Source organism: Rhodococcoides kyotonense (assembly GCF_001645385.1).
GTDB classification, from domain to species: Bacteria; Actinomycetota; Actinomycetes; order Mycobacteriales; family Mycobacteriaceae; genus Rhodococcoides; species Rhodococcoides kyotonensis_B.
This window is the reverse complement of the sequence record NZ_LVHI01000001.1, coordinates 325,149-344,728: the sequence shown is the minus strand read 5'-3', so window position 1 is coordinate 344,728 and position 19,580 is coordinate 325,149. Positions and strand designations below refer to the sequence as shown.

At 66.4% G+C, this 19,580-nt stretch carries 15 protein-coding genes; 6 read left to right on the top strand and 9 right to left on the bottom strand.

Annotated elements, in window-relative coordinates; all coding sequences use genetic code 11:
* Window positions 1-39 precede the first annotated feature (39 nt).
* From A3K89_RS01610 to infC, 7 genes are all read right to left on the bottom strand, one after another.
* Complete coding sequence (locus A3K89_RS01610; RefSeq protein ID WP_068420874.1) at window positions 40-624, bottom strand: hypothetical protein; 585 nt, start codon at window positions 622-624, stop codon at window positions 40-42.
* 38 nt (window positions 625-662) lie between these two features.
* Window positions 663-3,149 (bottom strand): phenylalanine--tRNA ligase subunit beta, encoded by a 2,487-nt coding sequence (gene pheT, locus A3K89_RS01605; RefSeq protein WP_068420872.1) that lies wholly within the window; start codon window positions 3,147-3,149, stop codon window positions 663-665.
* Window positions 3,150-3,192: 43 nt separating this feature from the next.
* On the bottom strand, window positions 3,193-4,263 hold the full coding sequence (gene pheS / locus A3K89_RS01600) for a phenylalanine--tRNA ligase subunit alpha (protein ID WP_068420870.1): 1,071 nt from the start codon (window positions 4,261-4,263) through the stop codon (window positions 3,193-3,195).
* Between the two features lie 49 nt (window positions 4,264-4,312).
* A complete protein-coding gene (locus A3K89_RS01595; RefSeq protein ID WP_068420868.1) occupies window positions 4,313-5,137 on the bottom strand; it encodes a TrmH family RNA methyltransferase in 825 nt (274 codons plus the stop codon).
* A gap of 38 nt (window positions 5,138-5,175) precedes the next feature.
* The gene (gene rplT / locus A3K89_RS01590) at window positions 5,176-5,565 is read right to left on the bottom strand and encodes a 50S ribosomal protein L20 (protein WP_068420867.1); all 390 of its coding nucleotides are present in this window, start codon (window positions 5,563-5,565) and stop codon (window positions 5,176-5,178) included.
* Between the two features lie 90 nt (window positions 5,566-5,655).
* Window positions 5,656-5,850 carry a 50S ribosomal protein L35 gene (rpmI, locus tag A3K89_RS01585; protein WP_068420865.1) on the bottom strand — a complete coding sequence of 65 codons (195 nt, stop codon included), beginning with the start codon at window positions 5,848-5,850 and terminating at the stop codon, window positions 5,656-5,658.
* An 88-nt stretch (window positions 5,851-5,938) separates the two neighbouring features.
* Window positions 5,939-6,643: a translation initiation factor IF-3 gene (gene infC, locus A3K89_RS01580; RefSeq protein WP_068420863.1), complete on the bottom strand. Its 705-nt coding sequence runs from the start codon at window positions 6,641-6,643 to the stop codon at window positions 5,939-5,941.
* A 398-nt stretch (window positions 6,644-7,041) separates the two neighbouring features.
* Here infC and A3K89_RS01575 point away from each other — a divergent pair, with 398 nt between their 5' ends.
* On the top strand, window positions 7,042-7,401 hold the full coding sequence (locus A3K89_RS01575; protein ID WP_157105193.1) for a DUF1844 domain-containing protein: 360 nt from the start codon (window positions 7,042-7,044) through the stop codon (window positions 7,399-7,401).
* 66 nt (window positions 7,402-7,467) lie between these two features.
* Here the strand turns inward: A3K89_RS01575 and uvrA are convergent, their stop codons facing one another.
* Window positions 7,468-10,407, bottom strand: coding sequence for an excinuclease ABC subunit UvrA (uvrA, locus tag A3K89_RS01570; protein WP_068420859.1), 2,940 nt, complete (start codon window positions 10,405-10,407; stop codon window positions 7,468-7,470).
* A gap of 242 nt (window positions 10,408-10,649) precedes the next feature.
* On the opposite strand from uvrA, the gene A3K89_RS01565 reads away from it, so the two are divergent.
* From A3K89_RS01565 to A3K89_RS01555, 3 genes are all read left to right on the top strand, one after another.
* Window positions 10,650-11,339 (top strand): MBL fold metallo-hydrolase, encoded by a 690-nt coding sequence (locus A3K89_RS01565; protein ID WP_068420857.1) that lies wholly within the window; start codon window positions 10,650-10,652, stop codon window positions 11,337-11,339.
* A 130-nt stretch (window positions 11,340-11,469) separates the two neighbouring features.
* Window positions 11,470-12,642, top strand: a complete 1,173-nt coding sequence (locus A3K89_RS01560; RefSeq protein WP_068420983.1) for a DoxX family protein — start codon at window positions 11,470-11,472, stop codon at window positions 12,640-12,642.
* A gap of 226 nt (window positions 12,643-12,868) precedes the next feature.
* Window positions 12,869-15,103 (top strand): HelD family protein, encoded by a 2,235-nt coding sequence (locus tag A3K89_RS01555; protein WP_157105201.1) that lies wholly within the window; start codon window positions 12,869-12,871, stop codon window positions 15,101-15,103.
* 53 nt (window positions 15,104-15,156) lie between these two features.
* On the opposite strand, the gene A3K89_RS01550 is transcribed toward A3K89_RS01555, so the two are convergent.
* Complete coding sequence (locus A3K89_RS01550) at window positions 15,157-15,609, bottom strand: universal stress protein (RefSeq protein WP_068420853.1); 453 nt, start codon at window positions 15,607-15,609, stop codon at window positions 15,157-15,159.
* A 183-nt stretch (window positions 15,610-15,792) separates the two neighbouring features.
* Here A3K89_RS01550 and A3K89_RS01545 point away from each other — a divergent pair, with 183 nt between their 5' ends.
* Together A3K89_RS01545 and A3K89_RS01540 are read left to right on the top strand one after the other, a co-directional pair.
* Window positions 15,793-18,684 (top strand): alpha/beta fold hydrolase, encoded by a 2,892-nt coding sequence (locus tag A3K89_RS01545; protein ID WP_068420851.1) that lies wholly within the window; start codon window positions 15,793-15,795, stop codon window positions 18,682-18,684.
* On the top strand, window positions 18,681-19,538 hold the full coding sequence (locus tag A3K89_RS01540) for an ABC transporter permease (RefSeq protein WP_068420849.1): 858 nt from the start codon (window positions 18,681-18,683) through the stop codon (window positions 19,536-19,538). The genes A3K89_RS01545 and A3K89_RS01540 overlap by 4 nt, the downstream gene beginning before the upstream one ends.
* Window positions 19,539-19,580: the final 42 nt, after the last annotated feature.

Genomic DNA, 19,580 nt, shown 5'->3' with positions numbered 1-19,580 from the left:
GGGTCGGGCCGTCCCATGTGCACGAAACTACAGAGCCCGCTAAGTATTCTTGTGCACGTGCTCCGAAGGAGCCTTCATCGACCGCCGGATCTCGTCGAGCTTCTTGCGACCCGCTTCTTCACGGTCGTTCCACTGCTCGTCGAGAGAGCGGCCGGCCGGACTGCTCTGACCGAGTTCCTCCGCGCCGAGGGCCATCGCCGACCGGCCCTCCACTTTGCCGCGAACCGAGTCCCACGTCGGAACGCCCTGGTCGGTGTAGCCGGTCGGTGACTCGTGATTGGACAGGCCTGCGCTGACGCCGCCGCCGATCGCCCCGTCGATTGCGCTGTCGTCGACCAACTCGGCGTCGATGATCGTCTGCCGAGGAAGCTGGGTCGGTGTGCCGCCCAGAGGATCACCCAATGGTTGGTCGATTCTGGGCTTGGTCACGTGCGGAATGTCCACGTCCGGGATGTCCCCGGGCGGAACGGACGAGGGGTCGTCCGAACTCGCCGTGTCGAGATCGGCCAGCAGTGCCGATGCGGTCGCGTGCAGCGGCGCAAGCGCCGGGCGGCCCGACACTGCGGCCAGGACCTCCCGTAACACCGCGACGTCGGACCTGCCCTCCACCCCGTGAATGCTCATGCCTCCACGCTACGTACTTCGGCGCGAGTCCGGGAGGGTCAGCGTCGAAGTTCTGCGCCCACTGCCGCCGCTGCAGCGGCCACGGCGGCGTCCCGCGCCTCCGTCGCCTGCGCCTCCGTCAACGTTCCTTCCGAGCTGCGGAACACGAGTGCGAAGGCCAGCGACTTCCGGTTCTCGCCGACCTGTTCGCCTTCGAAGACGTCGAACAGGCGAAGACTCTCCAGCAACTCGCCTGCACCCGTCCGAAGGGCCGATTCGACGTCGGCAGCAGGAACCGATCTGTCGACGACGACTGCCACGTCCTGCAGGACCGCCGGGAACGGCGACACGACCGGTGCAGGCAGCGACTCGACGATCGGCAATGCATCGAGATTCAGCTCGACGGCACACGTGCGAGCCGGTAGGTCTGCTCGCTCGAGCACTGCCGGATGCAGCTCACCCGCGTGCCCGACGACGACACCGTCGACGAGGATTTCGGCGCAACGGCCCGGATGCCACGGCAGGTACTGCGCAGCACGCAACTCGATGTCGGCGCCCGCAGCCGCCGCGACCGTGCGCGCCGCGTCGAACGCGTCCGACGCCTCCGCGGCACGCCCCTGGCCCCACGGGCCCGACGGCTCACGCTGTCCGGACAGCACGACGCCGACATGCACCGGCTGTGCGGGCAACGACGCGCGCAGTCGGTCGATCTCTTCGTCGCTCGGACGCGTGTGGACGGCCAGAGCCTCGACCGCGGCGGTGTCGTCGCCGGGCAGAACGACCTGGGCGATTCCGAACAGCAACAGGTCGCGCTGACCGCGGGACACGTTGCGCGCCAAAATTTCCAGCAACCCCGGCAGGATCGTCGTCGCGAGCTCGGGGCGGTCGGCCTCGAGAGGATTGAGCACCGACGTCGTCCGACGACGAGCATCGTCGGCAGGCAGGCCCCAGATGTCGAACACACCGGTGGGCAGGAAGACCGTCGGGAGCACCTCGACGTACCCCGCGAAAGCGAGGGACTTTCCGACGGCTCTCTTCCGCTTCTGCGTCGCGGTCAGCCCACGCCCGGCCGGTGCAGCCGGCAGCACGGACGGGATCTGCTCCAGACCCTCGAGACGCAGGACCTCTTCGACGAGGTCGGCCGGCTGCTGCAGGTCGGGACGCCAGCTCGGCGGCGTCACGACGAGCTCGCCGTGTCCACTGTCGCTGACACCGACCTCGACGTCACAACCGATCTGGGTCAGGCGACGCGCCGCGACCCCGTTGGGGTAGGTGACGCCCGCGACCCGGTCCGGCAGATCGATGTCGATCCGGACAGCCGGGAACGTGTGCACCGATCCGATGTCGGTCAGGACGGGCTCGACGTGACCGCCTGCGATCTCGACGAGCAGCTGAGCGGCTCGATCCAGCGCTGCCACCGGCAGGGCGGAGTCGACCGTGCGCTCGAAGCGCTTGCTCGCTTCACTCGACAGCTTGTGACGACGACCGGTGCGGAACACCGCGAGCGGATCGAACGTCGCGGCTTCGAGAATGACGTCGACGGTGTCGTCGCCCACCTCGGTCGACGCGCCACCCATCACACCCGCGAGCGAGATTGCGCCGGAGTCGTCGGCGATGACGACGTCTTCCGCGTCGAGCGTGCGTTCGACGTCGTCGAGCGTCGTCAGCTTCTCCCCCGCCTTCGCGCGGCGGACGACGATTCCGCCGGTCAGCTTCGCCGCGTCGAACGCGTGGAGTGGCTGGCCCAGCTCGTGCAGAACGTAGTTCGTGACGTCGACGGCGGCAGAGATCGGCCGGATCCCGGCGAGGAGCAGCCTGCGCTGCATCCACCACGGCGTGACCGCCTTCGGGTCGATCCCGCTGACCTTGCGCAACGCGAACCTGGACGCGCCGGACTCGGGTTCGACCGTCGTGGGCCAGGTGTCGCCCTCGTTGTTCTGCACCGGTCCTGCGGCGGGGTCGGCGTAATCGAGATCGAAGCTGCTCGCGAGTTCGCGGGCGAGGCCGCGCACCGAGAACGCGTAACCGCGGTCCGGCGTGACGTTCAATTCGATGACCGAATCATCCATCCCGAGAACGACTTTCGCGTCGTCACCAGGCGCGGCGGTACCCTCCGGCAGAACCAGGATGCCCGACGAGTCCCTGCCGAGGCCCAGTTCGGCCGTCGAACAGATCATGCCGTTGGACGTCTTGCCGTACGTCTTGCGCGCCGCGATCGCGAAGCCGCCCGGCAACACGCTGCCCGGTAGGGCCGCCACGATCAGGTCGCCCTCAGCGAAATTCCGTGCTCCACAAACGATTTCCTGCGGCTCGTCGTTGCCGACATCGACGTGGCAGAAGCGGATCGGCTTCTTGAACTCGGTCAGTTCCTCGATCGACGTCACGCGTCCGACGACGAGCGGACCGGTGACGGTGTCGAGGGAATCGAGTTCCTCCACTTCGAACCCGACCCGGACGAAGCCCTCGTCGAGCTCCTCGGGAGTCACTTGCCACTGCGGCGTGGATCGCTGCAGAACCTCGGTCAACCAGGAATGTGGAACTCGCACGGTGCGTTCAGCTCTCTCTACGTGTCTGATGCAGGAATGAAGGTCAGGCGCCGACGCCGAACGGCATCGTGAAGCGAATGTCGCCTTCGACGATGTCGCGCATGTCGGGAATGTCGTTGCGGAACTGCAGCGTCCGCTCCAAGCCCATGCCGAACGCGAAGCCCGAGTACACCTTGGGGTCGATTCCACTGGCCTGCAACACCTTCGGATTGACCATGCCGCAGCCGCCCCACTCGACCCAGCCCGGGCCGCCCTTCTTCTTCGGGAACCAGACGTCGACCTCGGCGGACGGCTCGGTGAACGGGAAGTAGTTCGGGCGCATGCGCGTCCGAGTCTCCTCGCCGAACAGTGCCCGTGCGAACGCGTCGAGCGTGCCGCGCAGGTTGGCCATCGTCAGACCCTTGTCGATCGCCAGACCCTCGACCTGATGGAACACCGGCGTGTGCGTCGAGTCGAGTTCGTCGGTACGGAATGTACGGCCCGGGCACACGATGTAGATCGGAACCTCACGCGACAGCATCGACCGCACCTGAACCGGCGAGGTGTGCGTACGCAGGACCTGACGCGACCCCTCGGGCGCGATGTGGAAGGTGTCCTGCATCGTGCGCGCGGGATGATCGGGCAGGAAGTTGAGGGCGTCGAAGTTGAAGTGCTCGGCCTCGACCTCCGGGCCTTCCTCGACCTCCCACCCCATTCCGACGAACACATCGGCGACCTGGTCGGCGATGATCGTGATCGGGTGGCGAGCACCGACGGGACGGCGGTTCGACGGCAAGGTCACGTCGATCGTCTCGGCGACGAGGATCGCGGCGTCGCGCTCGGCCAACAGGACCTCGCGGCGCGCGTCGAATGCCTTCTGCACGCGATCGCGGGCAACCTTGACGCGCTTGCCCGCCTCCGCTTTCAGATCTCCCGGGATCGACCCGAGTGCGCGCTGCGCCAGGGCGAGAGGAGCACGGTTGCCGATGTGCTCGATCTTCACCGACGTCAGTTCGTCGAGATCCCGCGCGTCGGCGAACGCCTTCTCCGCCTCTTTCGCCGCGGCGTCGAGGGCAGATGCCTCGAGCACACTGGGATCGACGGGCTGGGCGTTTCCGCCTTCTTTCTTCGCCACGAGAGGTGCAACTCCTTGATGGTCTAGGTCGCTCGAGAACGTTTCGATCCTAGGCGAGGTGGCCGGATCGATCACGACGGGACTGCCGCTGGGCGCGTGCGCTCGCGTACAGACAGATGGCAGCGGCCGTCGCGAGATTCAAGCTCTCTGCTCGCCCGTGAATCGGGATTCGTACGCGATGGTCGGCGTTCGCCGCGACGGACGGTGCGAGCCCGTGCGCCTCGTTGCCGAACAGCCACGCCGTCGGCCCGCTCAACAACTCGTCGGCATCGTCGAGGTCGACCTCACCGTCGGCGGCGGTCGCCAGAACGGTCAACCCGCGCGCGCGCAGGGCCTCGATACCCGTGTCGATCGAGCGCTCTCGCGCGATCGGCAGGTGGAACAGACTGCCCGCAGACGCGCGGACGCACTTGCCGTTGTGCGGGTCGACCGCATCGCCGAGCAACACGACCGCATCGGCACCGACCGCATCGGCGACGCGAACGACGGTTCCCGCGTTCCCGGGCTCGGACACCTCCACCGGGACGGCGACGAGCTGCGGCGTTCCGTCGAGCGCGGTCGGGACGTCGACGTCGATCGTTCGGCACACCGCGACGATGCCGGGCGGCGTGACCGTGTCGGACAGACCCTTCGCGGCACGTTCGCTGATCGGGTACGTACGCACCCCCGCGGTGGCCGCCGCGTCGAGGACCAGGCGATTGCGGTCGGCGGAGTCGTCACGGAAGAACAGCTGCTCGACGACCCCGGCCGCAAGCGCTTCGGTGACCGAGTTGCTTCCCTCGGCGAGGAACAGGCCCGTCTTGCGACGCTCGGCCGCACGCAGGAGCTTGACAGCCGAAACGACCCGTGGGGTGCGCTCGGTGAGCGTGTCCACGGGTCGTTTCGGGTCTGGATCGACGTGAGTCAACCTGCTCAGGCTGCTTCTCCGGCAGGAGCGTTGACGTCGGCAGGCAGAGCAGCCTTGGCCACTGCGACCAGGCCGGCGAATGCCGCGGCGTCCGAGACGGCAAGCTCCGCGAGGATCTTGCGGTCGACCTCGACGCCCGCAGCCTTCAGGCCCTGGACGAAGCGGTTGTAGGTGATGTCGTTCGCGCGAGCTGCAGCGTTGATGCGCGTGATCCACAGCTTGCGGAAGTCACCCTTGCGCGCCTTGCGGTCGCGGTAGGCGTAGGTCAGCGAGTGGAGCTGCTGCTCCTTGGCCTTGGTGTACAGACGTGAGCGCTGTCCGCGGTAGCCCTTGGACGCTTCGAGAATCGAACGGCGCTTCTTCTGGGCGTTGACGGCCCTTTTTACGCGTGCCACTGGTGAATCCTGTCGATCTGGGGGCTTCTACGAACCCCGGATGGAAAAAGGGAGGGGCCGACGGCTCGGCCGCCGGCTACGAAGTCCAGATCAGAGGCCGAGCAGGCGCTTGACCCGCGGCTCGTCGGCCTTCGTGACGACTGCGACACCGTCGAGGCGACGAGTCACCTTGGTTGCCTTGTGCTCCAGCAGGTGGCGACGGCCGGCCTTCTGACGCAGGATCTTGCCGCTGCCGGACACCTTGAATCGCTTCTTGGCGCCACTGTGGGTCTTCTGCTTGGGCATGGAGTCCTCGGTTTCTGTAGTGCTCTTCGGTCTTGCTCGGCTGTAACCCTGCCGACCGACGGTCGGCAGGGTTCTTACGTGTTCTGGTCTAGCTTGCAGGCGGCGTGGCCGGGGCGTCGCCGGATGCGGGCTGGGCAGGTGCCGGAGCACGCTGCGCCTGCGGAGCGGCGGCGCTTTCCTGCGCCTTCACTCGGGTCTTGGCGCCCTTGTGAGGAGCCAGAACCATGGTCATGTTGCGGCCGTCCTGCTTTGCGGACGTCTCGACGAATCCCAGATCGGCAACGTCTGCGCCCAGACGCTGCAGCAACCGGAAGCCGAGTTCGGGGCGGGACTGCTCGCGACCACGGAACATGATGGTGACCTTGACCTTCGACCCGGCCTCGAGGAAGCGGATGACGTTGCGCTTCTTGGTCTCGTAGTCGTGGGCGTCGATCTTCGGACGGAGCTTCTGCTCCTTGATCACCGTGAGGGTCTGGTTCTTGCGCGACTCACGCGCCTTCTGCGCTGCCTCGTACTTGAACTTCCCGTAGTCCATGATCTTGCAGACCGGCGGACGTGCGTCGGGAGCCACTTCCACGAGATCGAGGTCGGCTTCGAGAGCCAAGCGGAGTGCATCTTCAACACGCACGATGCCAACCTGTTCACCGCCGGGTCCGACGAGTCGAACCTCGGGAACACGGATGCGATCGTTGATGCGGGTCTCAGTGCTGATGGGGCCTCCTAGGTAGTGCGGTGTGGTGTCGAGCCGACCGCCTGCCTGTCGCACAGCCCGCCTGCCCGGGTCCTTCGACATCTCGCCGTCAGGACACGTCCCCGAAAGGACACTGCCCTCTACAACGAAAAAACCCTGCTCCAGCATTCCGCTGGCGCAGGGCCCGATGTCGACCGGTCGATCACACCCGGCTCACGCCGTATGGATCTTCTCGTACTGGACGAGAAAGCTCGGCCATCCGAGGCAATCGCCTGAATGCTGCGATCGAACTCCGATGTGTCGAGCGACCGGACCGGAAGCAACTATTGTGCTGCATGCCGGTGGGAGTCGGGCTCCACTTGCTGCCTCCGTACGAACGAACTCTTGCGAGTGCGCGCGTCGAAGACGGTCGGTGGAAGACTCTACCAGGGCACCCCGCCCGACGACGAATCGGCGGTGGTCCGTCGGCGCATCTTCGACGGCATGGAATGCTCGAAGGCATGACAAGCACCCCCGAATCCGGCAACGACGCCGAGCACGACGTGCGCGAACTCGCCGACGTCCCCGCCGTCGAGGTCATCAGCCGCGCAGCCGTGATGCTCATGAGCTCCGCCGCCGAGAAGCTCGGCTTGTCCGAGGCGGACCCGTCGGAAAGCCCCTACCTGGATCTCGACGAGGCGCGACGCGTCATCACGGCTCTCGCAGGCCTCGTCACCGCGTCCGTCGAATACCTCGGGCCGCACGCAGGACCCATTCGTGAAGGTCTGCAGGCTCTGCAGAAGGCCTTCCGCGAGCAGTCGGCGCACCCGGACGAGCCGGGCAAGGGCCCGGGCGAGAAGTACACCGGCCCGGTGTACTGACCCCCCACCAGAAACGACTCCGCCCTCTACACACATGCGTGTAGAGGGCGGAACGCTCGAACGAGGTCACACCGCAGCGGCCTTGCGGGGACCACGCTTCTTCGCCGGAGCCTTCTTCGCCGCAGCCTTCTTCGGCTGAGCCACAGGCTCACGCGTCAGCGCCTCCTGCAGGAACTTGCCCGTGTAGCTCTCGGGCACGGCGGCGACATCCTCCGGATTGCCCTGTGCCACAACCATTCCGCCGCCGGAACCACCTTCCGGACCCATGTCGATGATCCAGTCGGACGTCTTGATGACGTCCAGGTTGTGCTCGATGACGATGACGGTGTTGCCCTTGTCGACGAGGCCGTTGACCACACCGAGCAGCTTGCGGATGTCCTCGAAGTGCAGACCTGTGGTGGGCTCGTCGAGGATGTACACCGTGCGGCCGGTGGACCGCTTCTGCAACTCGGACGCGAGCTTGACTCGCTGTGCCTCACCGCCGGACAACGTCGTCGCCGGCTGGCCGAGCCGGACGTAGCCGAGCCCGACCTCGACCAAGGTCTTCAAGTAGCGATGGATCGAGCTGATCGGCTCGAAGAACTCGGCGGCTTCCTCGATCGGCATGTCGAGAACTTGAGCGATGGTCTTGCCCTTGTAGTGCACCTCGAGCGTCTCGCGGTTGTAGCGGGCGCCCTCGCACACCTCGCACGGCACGTAGACGTCGGGCAGGAAGTTCATCTCGATCTTCAGCGTTCCGTCGCCCGAACACGCCTCGCACCGGCCGCCCTTGACGTTGAACGAGAATCGCCCGGGCTGGTAGCCGCGCACCTTCGCCTCGGTGGTGGCGGCGAACAACGTACGAATCTTGTCGAACACACCGGTGTAGGTGGCCGCGTTGGACCGCGGCGTCCGGCCGATCGGCGACTGGTCGACCCGCACGAGCTTGTCGAGCTGATCGAGACCGTTGATGCGGGTGTGCCGCCCCGGTACCTGACGTGCACCGTTGAGCTTGTTCGCCATGACCGTCGCGAGGATGTCGTTGACGAGCGTCGACTTCCCGGATCCCGAGACACCCGTCACGGACGTCAGGACGCCGAGCGGGAAGCTGACGTCGATACCGCGCAGATTGTGCTCACGCGCACCCACGACGGTGATCTGTCGTTTCTTGTCCACGACCCGGCGGAAGTCCGGGAGTGGAATTTCCATCCGACCCGACAGGTAGGCACCGGTGAGCGACTCCTCGTTGGTCAGCAAGTCCTGGTACGACCCGCTGTGTACGACGCGGCCGCCGTGCTCGCCTGCCATCGGCCCGATGTCGACGACCCAATCGGACGTCCGAATGGTGTCCTCGTCGTGCTCGACGACGATCAGCGTGTTGCCCAGATCGCGCAGACGCGTCAACGTGTCGATGAGTCGACGGTTGTCCCGCTGGTGCAGACCGATGGACGGTTCGTCGAGAACGTACAGAACGCCGACGAGACCGGAACCGATCTGTGTCGCCAACCGGATGCGCTGCGCCTCGCCACCGGACAGTGACCCCGCCGCGCGCGACAGCGACAAGTACTCCAGGCCGACGTCGAGCAGGAAGCCGAGGCGCGCCTGCACTTCCTTCAGCACCTGCCCCGCGATGGCCTCTTCCTTGCTACCGAGGGTCAGGCTGTTCAGGAAGTCCGCGGTCTCGGAAATCGACAACCGGCAGACGTCGGCGATGGACTTCGGCCCGAAACCGCCGGCCTCGATGGTGACCGACAGGATCTCCGGGCGCAGACGGTCGCCGCCGCACACCGGGCACGGCACGTCGCGCATGTAGCCGTCGTACCGCTCCTTCATCTGCTCGGACTCGGTCTGCTCGAGGCGACGGTGCAGGAACGGCATGACGCCTTCGAACTCGGCGTAGTACGAGCGGGTCCGGCCGTACCGGTTCCGGTACTTGACGTGGACCTGGTGGTCGCTGCCTTCGAGGACGGCTCGCTTCACCTTTGCGGGCAGCTTGTTCCACGGCGTGTTCAGGTCGAAGCCCATGGCGTCGGCCAGACCGGACAGCAGTCGTCCGAAATACTCGGATGTCTGGCCCATCGACCACGGTGCGATGGCACCCTCGCCGAGCGACAATTCGGGGTCGGGTACCACCAGATCGGGGTCGACCTCCTTGCGCACGCCCAGTCCGAGGCATTCCCCACATGCGCCGTACGGGGAGTTGAACGAGAACGACCGCGGTTCCAGATCGTCGATGGACAACGGGTGTGCGTTGGGGCACGCGAGCTTCTCGGAGAACCGGCGTTCACGATCGAGGGCGTTCTCGTCGCGGTCGACGAAGTCGAGGACGACGATGCCGTCGGCAAGGCGCAGGGCGGTCTCGACGGAGTCGGTCAGACGCTGCTTGGAACTGGCCTTGACCGTGAGGCGGTCGACGACGACCTCGATGTCGTGCTTCTCCTGCTTTTTCAGCTTCGGCGGATCGGTCAACTGGTGCACGACACCGTCGACGCGGATACGCGAGTACCCCTGGGTGTTCAGCGACTCGAACAGGTCGACGAACTCGCCCTTGCGGGTGCGCACGACGGGTGCCAGGACCTGGAACTTGGTGCCCTCCTCCATCGCCAGCACCTGATCGACGATCTGCTGCGGCGTCTGCTTGGCGATCTTCTCGCCGCACACCGGGCAGTGGGCCGTGCCTGCACGCGCGTACAGAAGGCGCAGGTAGTCGTAGACCTCGGTGATCGTGCCCACGGTCGATCGAGGGTTCCGGTTGGTCGACTTCTGGTCGATCGACACGGCCGGCGACAGACCCTCGATGAAGTCGACGTCCGGTTTGTCCATCTGACCGAGGAACTGGCGCGCGTAGGCGGACAAGGACTCCACATAGCGACGCTGGCCCTCGGCGAAGATGGTGTCGAACGCGAGCGACGACTTACCCGATCCGGACAGGCCCGTGAAGACGACGAGGCTGTCGCGTGGGAGGTCGATGTCGACTCCCCGCAGGTTGTGTTCGCGCGCACCCCGTACTACCAGGCGATCCGCCACTGTGTTCCCTTCTTTGTCGAACGAGCTGGCCTACCGACGTTCGTACCCGAACAGTCGAACCGAAACTCATGTAAAGCCTGCGCGAGGTATGACCTCACGCAGTAGCAATGCTAGGCCGACCCACCGACAAGTTCGGTGGACCGCTCGACCTACCTGGCTCTTCTCGCCACCCGCTGCGCGCCCGAACCGGCTCCCGAGGGGCGGGGCGGCGACGCGTCGAGGGCGACGGTAGCGTCCACCAAATGGACGAGCACCTCATGGTCATCGACGACCATTACACCGGCGCAGTGTCGCAGGAATCTGCCCCGCAACGGCGCACGATCACGGGTGGCACCATCACCAAGATTTCGGTCGGTCCGATGGACAACAACGCCTACCTCATCGTTTGTTCCGCGACGGGCCAGTCCCTGCTCATCGACGCAGCCAACGACGCGACCCGTTTGTCGCAGCTGATCGACGAGAACGCCCCCACCCTGGCGCTCATCGTCACGACTCACCAGCACGCCGACCACTGGCAGGCCTTGGAAGACATCGCCGGAGGCACCGCGTCGCCCACCGCCGCGCACAGCCTGGACGCCGAACCTCTGCCGGTCGCTCCCGATCGGCTGCTGGCCGACGGAGACACCGTCGAGGTGGGCGAACTCACTCTCGACGTCATTCATCTCAGTGGTCACACACCCGGATCGATCGCCCTCGCGCTGACCGATTCGAAGTCCGGTGTCACGCACCTGTTCACCGGCGACTCCCTGTTCCCGGGTGGCGTCGGCAAGACGTCCGACCCCGAGCACTTCACCTCCCTGCTGAACGACGTCAGCACGAAGTTGTTCGACGAATACGGCGACGACACCGTCGTCTATCCGGGCCACGGCAAGGACACGACGCTCGGCGCCGAGCGTCCGCACCTGGACGAATGGCGCCAGCGCGGCTGGTGAAACACGCTCGCGCTTGAAGTCCGGAACTCCCGGGTATGGATACGGTGGATCGACGCGGGTCGACGGGGGCGAGCTCCTGTCGGACGCGTCGTACATCGACGTTGTCCACGAACTACGCAGGAGGCTGTCAATGCTCGTCCGCCGAATCGCCCGTCCGCTGATGTCGACCATCTTCATCGCGGGAGGTATCGACGCGCTCCGGAATCCCGCTGGAAAAGCCAAGGCCGCGGCACCGTTGATCTCCCAGGGACAGGACGCGCTGCCGGACAGCGTCACCTCCAACGTTCCCGACGATCCCGAGACGCTGGTCCGCATCAACGGCGCGATCCAGGTCGGTGGAGGTTTGCTGCTCGCGACCGGCAAGGCGCCGCGTATCGCGTCGCTGGCTCTCGCCGGCAGCCTCGTTCCGACGACGGTCGCCGGTCACGCGTTCTGGAACGAGACCGACCCCGCGGCGAAGGCCGCTCAGCGCACCCAGTTCTTCAAGAACGTCAGCCTCCTCGGCGGACTTCTGATCGCCGCGGTCGACACCGAGGGCAAGCCGTCGCTCGCGTGGCGCGGCCGTCGTGCGGCTCGCAAGGCATCGGAGTCGATCTCGTCGGCACTCCCCGGCTCGCACGACACCGCCGACCGCCTCGGCACCGCATCCGATCGCGTCAAGGAACTCGCTTCGGTCGCGGCTGCTCGCAGTGCGAGCTTCGCAGATTCGGCGCAGCCGGTCGTCTCGCACTGGGCCGACGTCGCCGCCGAGAAGAGCTCGCAGTTCGCCGACACCGCGCAGCCGGTCGTCTCGCACTGGGCCGACGTCGCCGCCGAGAAGAGCTCGGAGCTCGCCGACACCGCGCAGCCCGTCCTGTCCCGATGGGCACACAAGGCAGCCGACCGTAGTTCCGAGATCGCCGAGGTCGCTCAGAAGCGCGGATCCAAGCTGGCCGACAAGGCGGCCGACCGCAGTTCGGAGCTCGCGGAGATTGCGCAGAAGCGCGGATCGAAGCTCGCCGACCGGGCGGCGGATCGCGGATCCGATCTGGCCGACCTCGCTCAGAAGCGCGGATCGACGCTGGCCGACAAGGCACAGAAGCGTGGCTCCGAGCTGGCCGAGCTGGCCCAGGACCGCGGCAGCAAGTGGGTCGACATCGCCGCCGACCGCACCGAGGGCCTCAGCAAGCGCGCACGCAAGCAGGCCGAGAAGCAGAGCCGCGATTTCGACAAAGCAACCGAGAAGGCTCGCGCGAAGCTGGAGAAGAAGGTCGAGAAGGCTCGCAAGGACCTCGACAAGCGCGTCCAGAAGTTCTCCAAGTAGCACCTCCAGATTCACCACCTGTTCGATCGGGCCCCGTCCTGAACTGCGGTTCTGCGGCGGGGCCCGTTCACGTCGTAGACTGCTTGGGCGAATTTCGCGCCATCGAATTCTTCTGCCGAACTCCCGAGGAGACCCTTTGCCGGACGACGGCCACACTTCCTCCGACCCCACGACTGTCACCGAGGAAGCACCGAGCGAGCAGGATCGTGAGCAGGCGTACGTCACGATGCTGTACGACCAGCTCGACGCACTGCGCAGGTACGCGCAGAATCGACTGAGCACCGTTCTTCTCGAAACCGGCGGCACCCCGCAGGCTCGAAGCGAACGAGAGTCGTTCAGTCAGCTCTACAACGACGACATCGCCAAGTACGACGCCGCCGAGAACGGTCTGTGCTTCGGCCGCATCGACCTGCAGCCGTCGGGCGACGACAACCCGGTCCGGTACATCGGCCGTGTCGGCATTCTCGACGAGGCCAACGACTACGAGACCCTCCTGCTGGACTGGCGTGCCCCGATGGCACGTCCGTTCTATCTCGCGACGACGGCGGCACCGGAGGATGTCGTCCGGCGCAGGCACATTCGCAGTCGGAGCCGACGCGTCACCTCCATCGCCGACGAGTACCTCGATCTCGCGGCCGCGAAAGATGCAGGCCTCGATGCGTCGGCCACCGGCGTCGCCGGCGAGAGCGCTCTGTTGTCGGCTCTCGACGCGGCCCGCACCGGGCACATGAACGACATCGTCGAGACCATCCAGAGCGAACAGGACGCGATCATCCGCTCCGAGCACCGCAGCGTTCTGGTGGTGCAGGGTGGTCCGGGTACCGGCAAGACCGCCGTCGCGCTGCACCGCGCCGCGTACCTTCTGTACACCTACCGACAGCAGCTCGCGAAGAGCGGTGTGCTGATCATCGGACCGAACGCCACGTTCCTCGACTACATCGGGCAGGTTCTCCCGTCGCTCGGTGAGACCGGTGTCCTGTTGTCGACGGTCGGAAACCTGTACCCGGGAGTGCGTGCGACGCTGGAGGATTCGATCACCGCGGCGCAGCTGAAGGGCTCGACCGACATGATCGCGGTGCTCACGAAAGCGGTGCGCGATCGCCAGGAGGTTCCGTCCGCGCCGAAACGCCTGCGTTTCGACACGTACGAGATCGTGCTCGACAAGAAGATCGTCACCCGCGCGCGAGGTCGCGCGCGATCGTCGCGGCGGCCGCACAATCTCGCACGTCCGCTGTTCGTCTCGTCCGTCATCGATCAGCTCGCGCAGCAGCTTGCAGACACGTTGGGCCAGAACCTCGTCGACGGCGGTAGCCTCCTCAGCCGCGACGACATCGCCGACATGCGCGACGAGATGCGCGACGACGCCGACGTGATGGCCGCGATCGACGAGTTGTGGCCGGATCTGTCCCCGCAGCAGGTGTTGTTGGAACTCTTCGCTTCCGAAGAACGGCTGGCATCCGCGGCCCCGAACCTCACCGACGACGAACGGCAGGCGCTGCTGCGCGTCGGCAGACGGTTCAGCACGGGCGACGCTCCCCTGCTCGACGAACTGGCCGAGCTTCTCGGCATCGACGACGCCGCCGAACGCGAGCGCGCAAACCGGCAGTGGCGCAATCAGATTGCGGACGCGCAGGGCGCACTGGACATCCTCACCGGTTCGGCACCGCAGGATCTCGAGGACGAACTCGACCCCGAGATCCTCATGGCCTACGACCTGATCGACGCCAGTCAGCTTGCGCAGCGCCAGGATTCGGGTGCTCGGCTGACCACCGCGGAGCGCGCGGCCGGCGACCGAACCTGGACGTACGGGCATGTCATCGTCGACGAAGCGCAGGAACTGTCGGACATGGCGTGGCGAATGGTCATGCGCCGGATACCGAATCGATGGATGACCCTCGTCGGCGACGTCGCGCAGACAGGCGACCCGGCCGGAACGACGTCGTGGAGCGAAGTACTGGAACCGTATGTCGCACAACGGTGGAAGCGTACGGAACTGACCGTCAACTACCGCACGCCGTCGGAAATCATGACGGTGGCGCGTGACGTGCTCGCCTCGATCGACCCCGTGCAGGCGGTTCCCCGCTCGGTCCGCGACTCGGGTCGGCATCCGTGGTCGCTGCACGTGAACCCCGACGACTTGACGGACGTCGTGAAGGCACGCGTCGACGAGCATCCGCGGCCAGGTCTGAGCGCCGTACTCGTACCGCACACGCTCGTCGACGCGTTCTCGTCCTTGAAGTCCGAGTACGTGACGGTGTCGACGGTGAAGGACGCGAAAGGCCTCGAGTTCGACTCGGTGCTCATCGTCGAACCCGCGGCCATCGTCACCGAATCACCACGTGGAATGGGTGACCTCTACGTCGCGCTGACCCGCGCGACCCAGCGCCTCGGCGTCGTCCACACGGAACCGTTGCCGGACGAACTCGCAGCGCTGCAGCCCTTCGACGCAGCCGTGTCCTGACACGAGAACGGCACGGGGAGCACACGCTCACCGTGCCGTTCACGGGCAGGACGTCAGCGAACGGTGTGCACGATCAGCACATCCGACGTCGACTTGCGGGCAGCGTCCGACGGAACGGATCCGAGCAGACGACCCGTCAACGAGTTCAGACCGCGGTTACCGACGACCAGCAGGTCGGCCTTCACGTCGTCGACCAACTGCAGCAGTGACTCGACGGGGGAACCGACGATGGCACGCTCCTCGATCGACTTGGCGCCCGCCTTCGTCGCATGCTCCCGTGCGGTGCGGAGAATGTCGTGAGTAGGAGCCGAACCGGTGATCTGGTAGGCGTCCTCGCGCAGGGCGTCGGCGGCCTGTGACGTCTCCTTCGGATCCGCCGGGTAGTAGGCGCAGGCGATGACGAGTTTCGCGTCGGCGTCACCTGCCAGTGCGGCAGCCTTCTCCACGGCCCGCAACGACGATTCGGAGCCATCGGTTCCGACGACTACGGTGCGGTAGGCACTCATTCATTCCTCCAGTTGTAGGTTGCGTCACATGCCGTGTGGCGCTTCGTTCCTGCTGTTTCGTGGTCTGTCACAGGCCCCGACGTGCAGGCCCCGCGATGTCTGCGATGACACTATCTGTATCCGGCTTTCCTGAGGCGAACTTCGCCGACAACACGAGTCGGTGGTCTCACCTAGATTGGTTTCATGCAGATCCCCCGGCCGCGACGGTCATCGAGGGCCGTCCTTCTCGCGGCCCTGACGATTGCCGCCGTGGTAGGCATTGCCGTCTTCTTCGTCGTACGCCCCTTCGACTCGGCACCGGACATCGCCACCCTCGACACGACGGTGACCGTACCGGAGAGCCCGGGCTCCCCCGAGTCCGTCGACCTCGACACGCGTCTCTACGTTCCCGAATCGACTCCCGCACCTGCAGTCCTTCTGGCGCACGGGTTCGGCGGCGACAAGTTCTCGGTCGACGGGCAGGCTCGCGCCCTCGCCGAGGACGGTTTCACCGTGTTGACCTACAGCGCACGCGGGTTCGGGACGAGCACCGGGACCATCTCTCTGAACGATCCGGACCGCGAAGTCGCCGACGGGCGGGCACTGATCGACTGGCTCGCCGACCGACCCGAGGTGCAACTGGACGGACCGGGAGACCCACGCGTCGGCGTCGCAGGGGGGTCGTACGGCGGCGCGCTCGCGCTGAGCGTCGGCGGCACCGACCCGCGCGTCGACGCGGTGGCGTCCGCCATCACCTGGAACGACTTGGGACAGGCGCTCTTTCCCAATTACGGCGTCACGTCCGACGCCGGTCGCGATGCTCTGGGTGCCATCACCACCCCGGCCGGGTCCGTGTACGGCGGGCCAGGAGTGCTCAAACGTGGCTGGGCCGGAGCGTTTTTCGGCGCGGGCAGCGCATCGGGTGCGTCCGACGACTCGTCCGCCACACCCCAGGAAGCGGCAGGCGGTGCACCCGGTTGTGGCCGCTTCGCGCCCGAATTCTGCGCAGCCTACGGCGAATCGGCTGTCACCGGTGTGCCGTCGCCCGAACTTCTCGCGCTGCTGACGGCTCACTCTCCCGCCGCGGTCGCGTCGAACATCACGGCACCAACGCTCCTCGTCCAAGGTGTGCAGGACACGTTGTTCGGCCTCGATCAGGCCGACGCCACCGCGCGTCAGATCGCCGACGCGGGAGGCGATGTCGAGGTGCGCTGGTTCGGCGGCGGCCACGACGCGGGCGGCACCAACGGCAGCGCCGACAACGCGATGAAGGACTTCCTCGACGAGCACCTTCGCGGCGAGTCGGATCCGGCGGCTGCGCCCTTCGCGTACACGCTCGAAGGGTCGGCGGCTGGGCAGCAGAGGTCGCGTGACCGGCGAATGACCGCGGCCGACTACCCCGGCTTGGCGTCGGATCAGCCGTCGTCCACCGAGGAGGTACCGGTTCCGCTGTCGCCGTCCGGTTCCGCCGATACGACGACCGGGGAACAGACGATCATCCGTCCACCGGGCGCATCCCCGTCGGCGATCTCGTCGGTCCCCGGCCTCGGTTCGGTCCTGTCGACGCTGACGGCGACCACCGCGGGAGCACAACTGGCAGCCGACATTCCCGGTCAATCGGCAACGTTCACCAGCGAACCGCTCACCGCCCCGCTGTCGGTGACGGGTGCATCGCGCGTGAACCTCCGAGTCGGCGCATTCGCCGGGCCGCAGGAAGCCGTTCTCTTCGTCAAGTTCTACGACGTCGGGCCGGACGGTCGAAGAACCCTTCCCGGAGGAGCGGTCGCGCCGATTCGGTTGCCCGACACGGTGAACGACGGGCCGATTCCGGTGACCGTGACACTGCCAGGCATCAGCTACGTGGTTCCGGAAGGGCATCGCGTCGAGGTCTCGGTGTCGACGACGGATCAGGCGTACGCCGTTCCGCTGCAGCCTGCCCAGTTCGTCGTCGCGCTCGACGATCCGGTGCTCACCGTGCCCATGGTCGACGGTGTCGCACGCGGGAACAGTTCGGTTCCGATCGCTCCGCTCGTCGGCATCGGGGCGATCGCGGTCGCCGTCGCGACTCTCGTTGCGATCAATGTGATTCGGTCGCGCCGTCGCCTCGTGGCCGAGGTCGACGAGTCGCTGGTCGACACTCCCCTCGTCATCACCGATCTGGCCAAGACCTACTCCAACGGCTTCAAAGCCGTCGACGGAGTCAGCTTCGCGATCCAGCAGGGACAGGTGCTGGGACTTCTCGGCCCCAATGGTGCGGGCAAGACGACGACGCTTCGCATGCTCATGGGGCTGATCACGCCGACGAGCGGTGAGATCAGAGTCTTCGGGCACAAGGTTTCCCCCGGCGCTCCTGTGCTGTCCCGACTGGGATCGTTCGTCGAGGGGTCCGGCTTCCTGCCGCACCTCAGCGGTATCGAGAATCTCCGTCTGTACTGGCAGGCGACCGGACGTCCGCTGGAAGAAGCGCACCTCGACGAGGCGCTGGAGATCGCCGACCTGGGCGCTGCCGTCGAACGCAAGGTCAAGTCCTACAGCCAGGGAATGCGACAGCGCCTCGCGATCGCCCAAGCGATGTTGGGGCTGCCGGATCTGATGGTTCTGGACGAACCGACCAACGGTCTCGACCCGCCGCAGATCCGAGCGATGCGGGACGTTCTGATCGACTACGCGCGCACGGGTCGAACGGTGCTCGTGTCGAGCCATCTGTTGGCCGAGGTCGAGCAGACGTGTACGCACGTCGTGGTGATGAACCGAGGTTCGGTGATCAGCACGGGAACCGTCAAGGAACTGACGGCCTCGGGCGGGCTGACGGACATTCGCGTCAGCGACCCCCAGCGCGGAGCCGAGGTGGTGGCCGAGACGGACCACACGCCCGAGGTGACCGACGACGGCACACTCCGCGTGGACCTGGGAACCACGGATCCCGGCGTCGTCGTCCGGGCCTTGGTGGATGCCGGACTCGACGTGCGCGGTGTCTCTCAGTCCACCCGGCTCGAGGACGTGTTCCTCGAACTCGTCCACGGTGACTCTCCCGCGAACGCGACTGCCGCGGTCACCGATTCCGAACCCGTGGCCTCGACGAAGGGCGACCGATGAGCACAACGCACACCGACGGGCGCGCCCCGGGGTATCAGGCGGGACGGACGCTGCCGTTCCGCACCGAGCTGCGACGCCAATTGGGCCGTCGGCGAACACAACTCGCCATCGGCTTCCTCGCGTTGCTCCCGGTGATCCTGGCGATCGCGTTCGCCATCGGGCGGTCGTCCGACGACGCGGACGCCGGCGGCCTGATCGAACTCGGCACACGCGGTGGCGTCAACTTCACCGTGTTCACCCTGTTCATGTCGGTCGGATTCCTGCTGATCGTCGTCGTCGCGCTGTTCTTCGGCGACTCGGTGGCCAGCGAGGCGTCGTGGTCGTCACTGCGGTACCTCCTCGCCATACCGGTACCGCGCACGCGTCTGCTGCTGCAGAAAGCGTTGGTGTCGGCCACGTTGTCGATCGTCGCGATCCTGGTGTTGGTGGCCGTGTCGTTGGCGTTGGGCACTGCGTTGTACGGCGCCGAACCCCTGGTGACGCCGTTCGGGGACGGTCTCCCGTACGTCGACGCTCTGGGCAGGCTCATGATCGCCATCGTGTACATCGCGGTGAACCTGCTGTGGGTCGCGGGGCTGGCGATGCTGCTGTCCGTGCTCACCGACGCACCTCTCGGAGCCGTCGGCGGGGCTGTGATGACGTCGATCCTGACGCAGATTCTCGACCAGATCACCGCGCTGGGATCGCTGCGCAACTACCTGCCCGGACACTACTTCAGCGCGTGGACCGACACGTTGTCGCCGACGATCGAATGGAACGACATGCTCGTCGGTGCGTTTTCGGCTCTCGCCTACGCAACCGTGTTCGGAATCGTCGCGTGGCGGCGCTTCTCCACCAAGGACATCACGAGCTGACACTCGTTCGTGCGCCGCTTCGTCGCGGCGCACGAACGAGTG

Coding starts and splice junctions, on each gene's coding strand:
- A3K89_RS01545 (WP_068420851.1), top strand. CDS start 15,793: ATGCAGATCCCCCGGCCGCGACGGTCATCGAGGGCCGTCCTTCTCGCG.
- A3K89_RS01540 (WP_068420849.1), top strand. CDS start 18,681: ATGAGCACAACGCACACCGACGGGCGCGCCCCGGGGTATCAGGCGGGA.
- infC (WP_068420863.1), bottom strand. CDS start 6,643: ATGTCGAAGGACCCGGGCAGGCGGGCTGTGCGACAGGCAGGCGGTCGG.
- A3K89_RS01610 (WP_068420874.1), bottom strand. CDS start 624: ATGAGCATTCACGGGGTGGAGGGCAGGTCCGACGTCGCGGTGTTACGG.
- A3K89_RS01565 (WP_068420857.1), top strand. CDS start 10,650: ATGGACGAGCACCTCATGGTCATCGACGACCATTACACCGGCGCAGTG.
- A3K89_RS01550 (WP_068420853.1), bottom strand. CDS start 15,609: ATGAGTGCCTACCGCACCGTAGTCGTCGGAACCGATGGCTCCGAATCG.
- A3K89_RS01555 (WP_157105201.1), top strand. CDS start 12,869: ATGCTGTACGACCAGCTCGACGCACTGCGCAGGTACGCGCAGAATCGA.
- A3K89_RS01575 (WP_157105193.1), top strand. CDS start 7,042: ATGACAAGCACCCCCGAATCCGGCAACGACGCCGAGCACGACGTGCGC.
- rpmI (WP_068420865.1), bottom strand. CDS start 5,850: ATGCCCAAGCAGAAGACCCACAGTGGCGCCAAGAAGCGATTCAAGGTG.
- A3K89_RS01560 (WP_068420983.1), top strand. CDS start 11,470: ATGCTCGTCCGCCGAATCGCCCGTCCGCTGATGTCGACCATCTTCATC.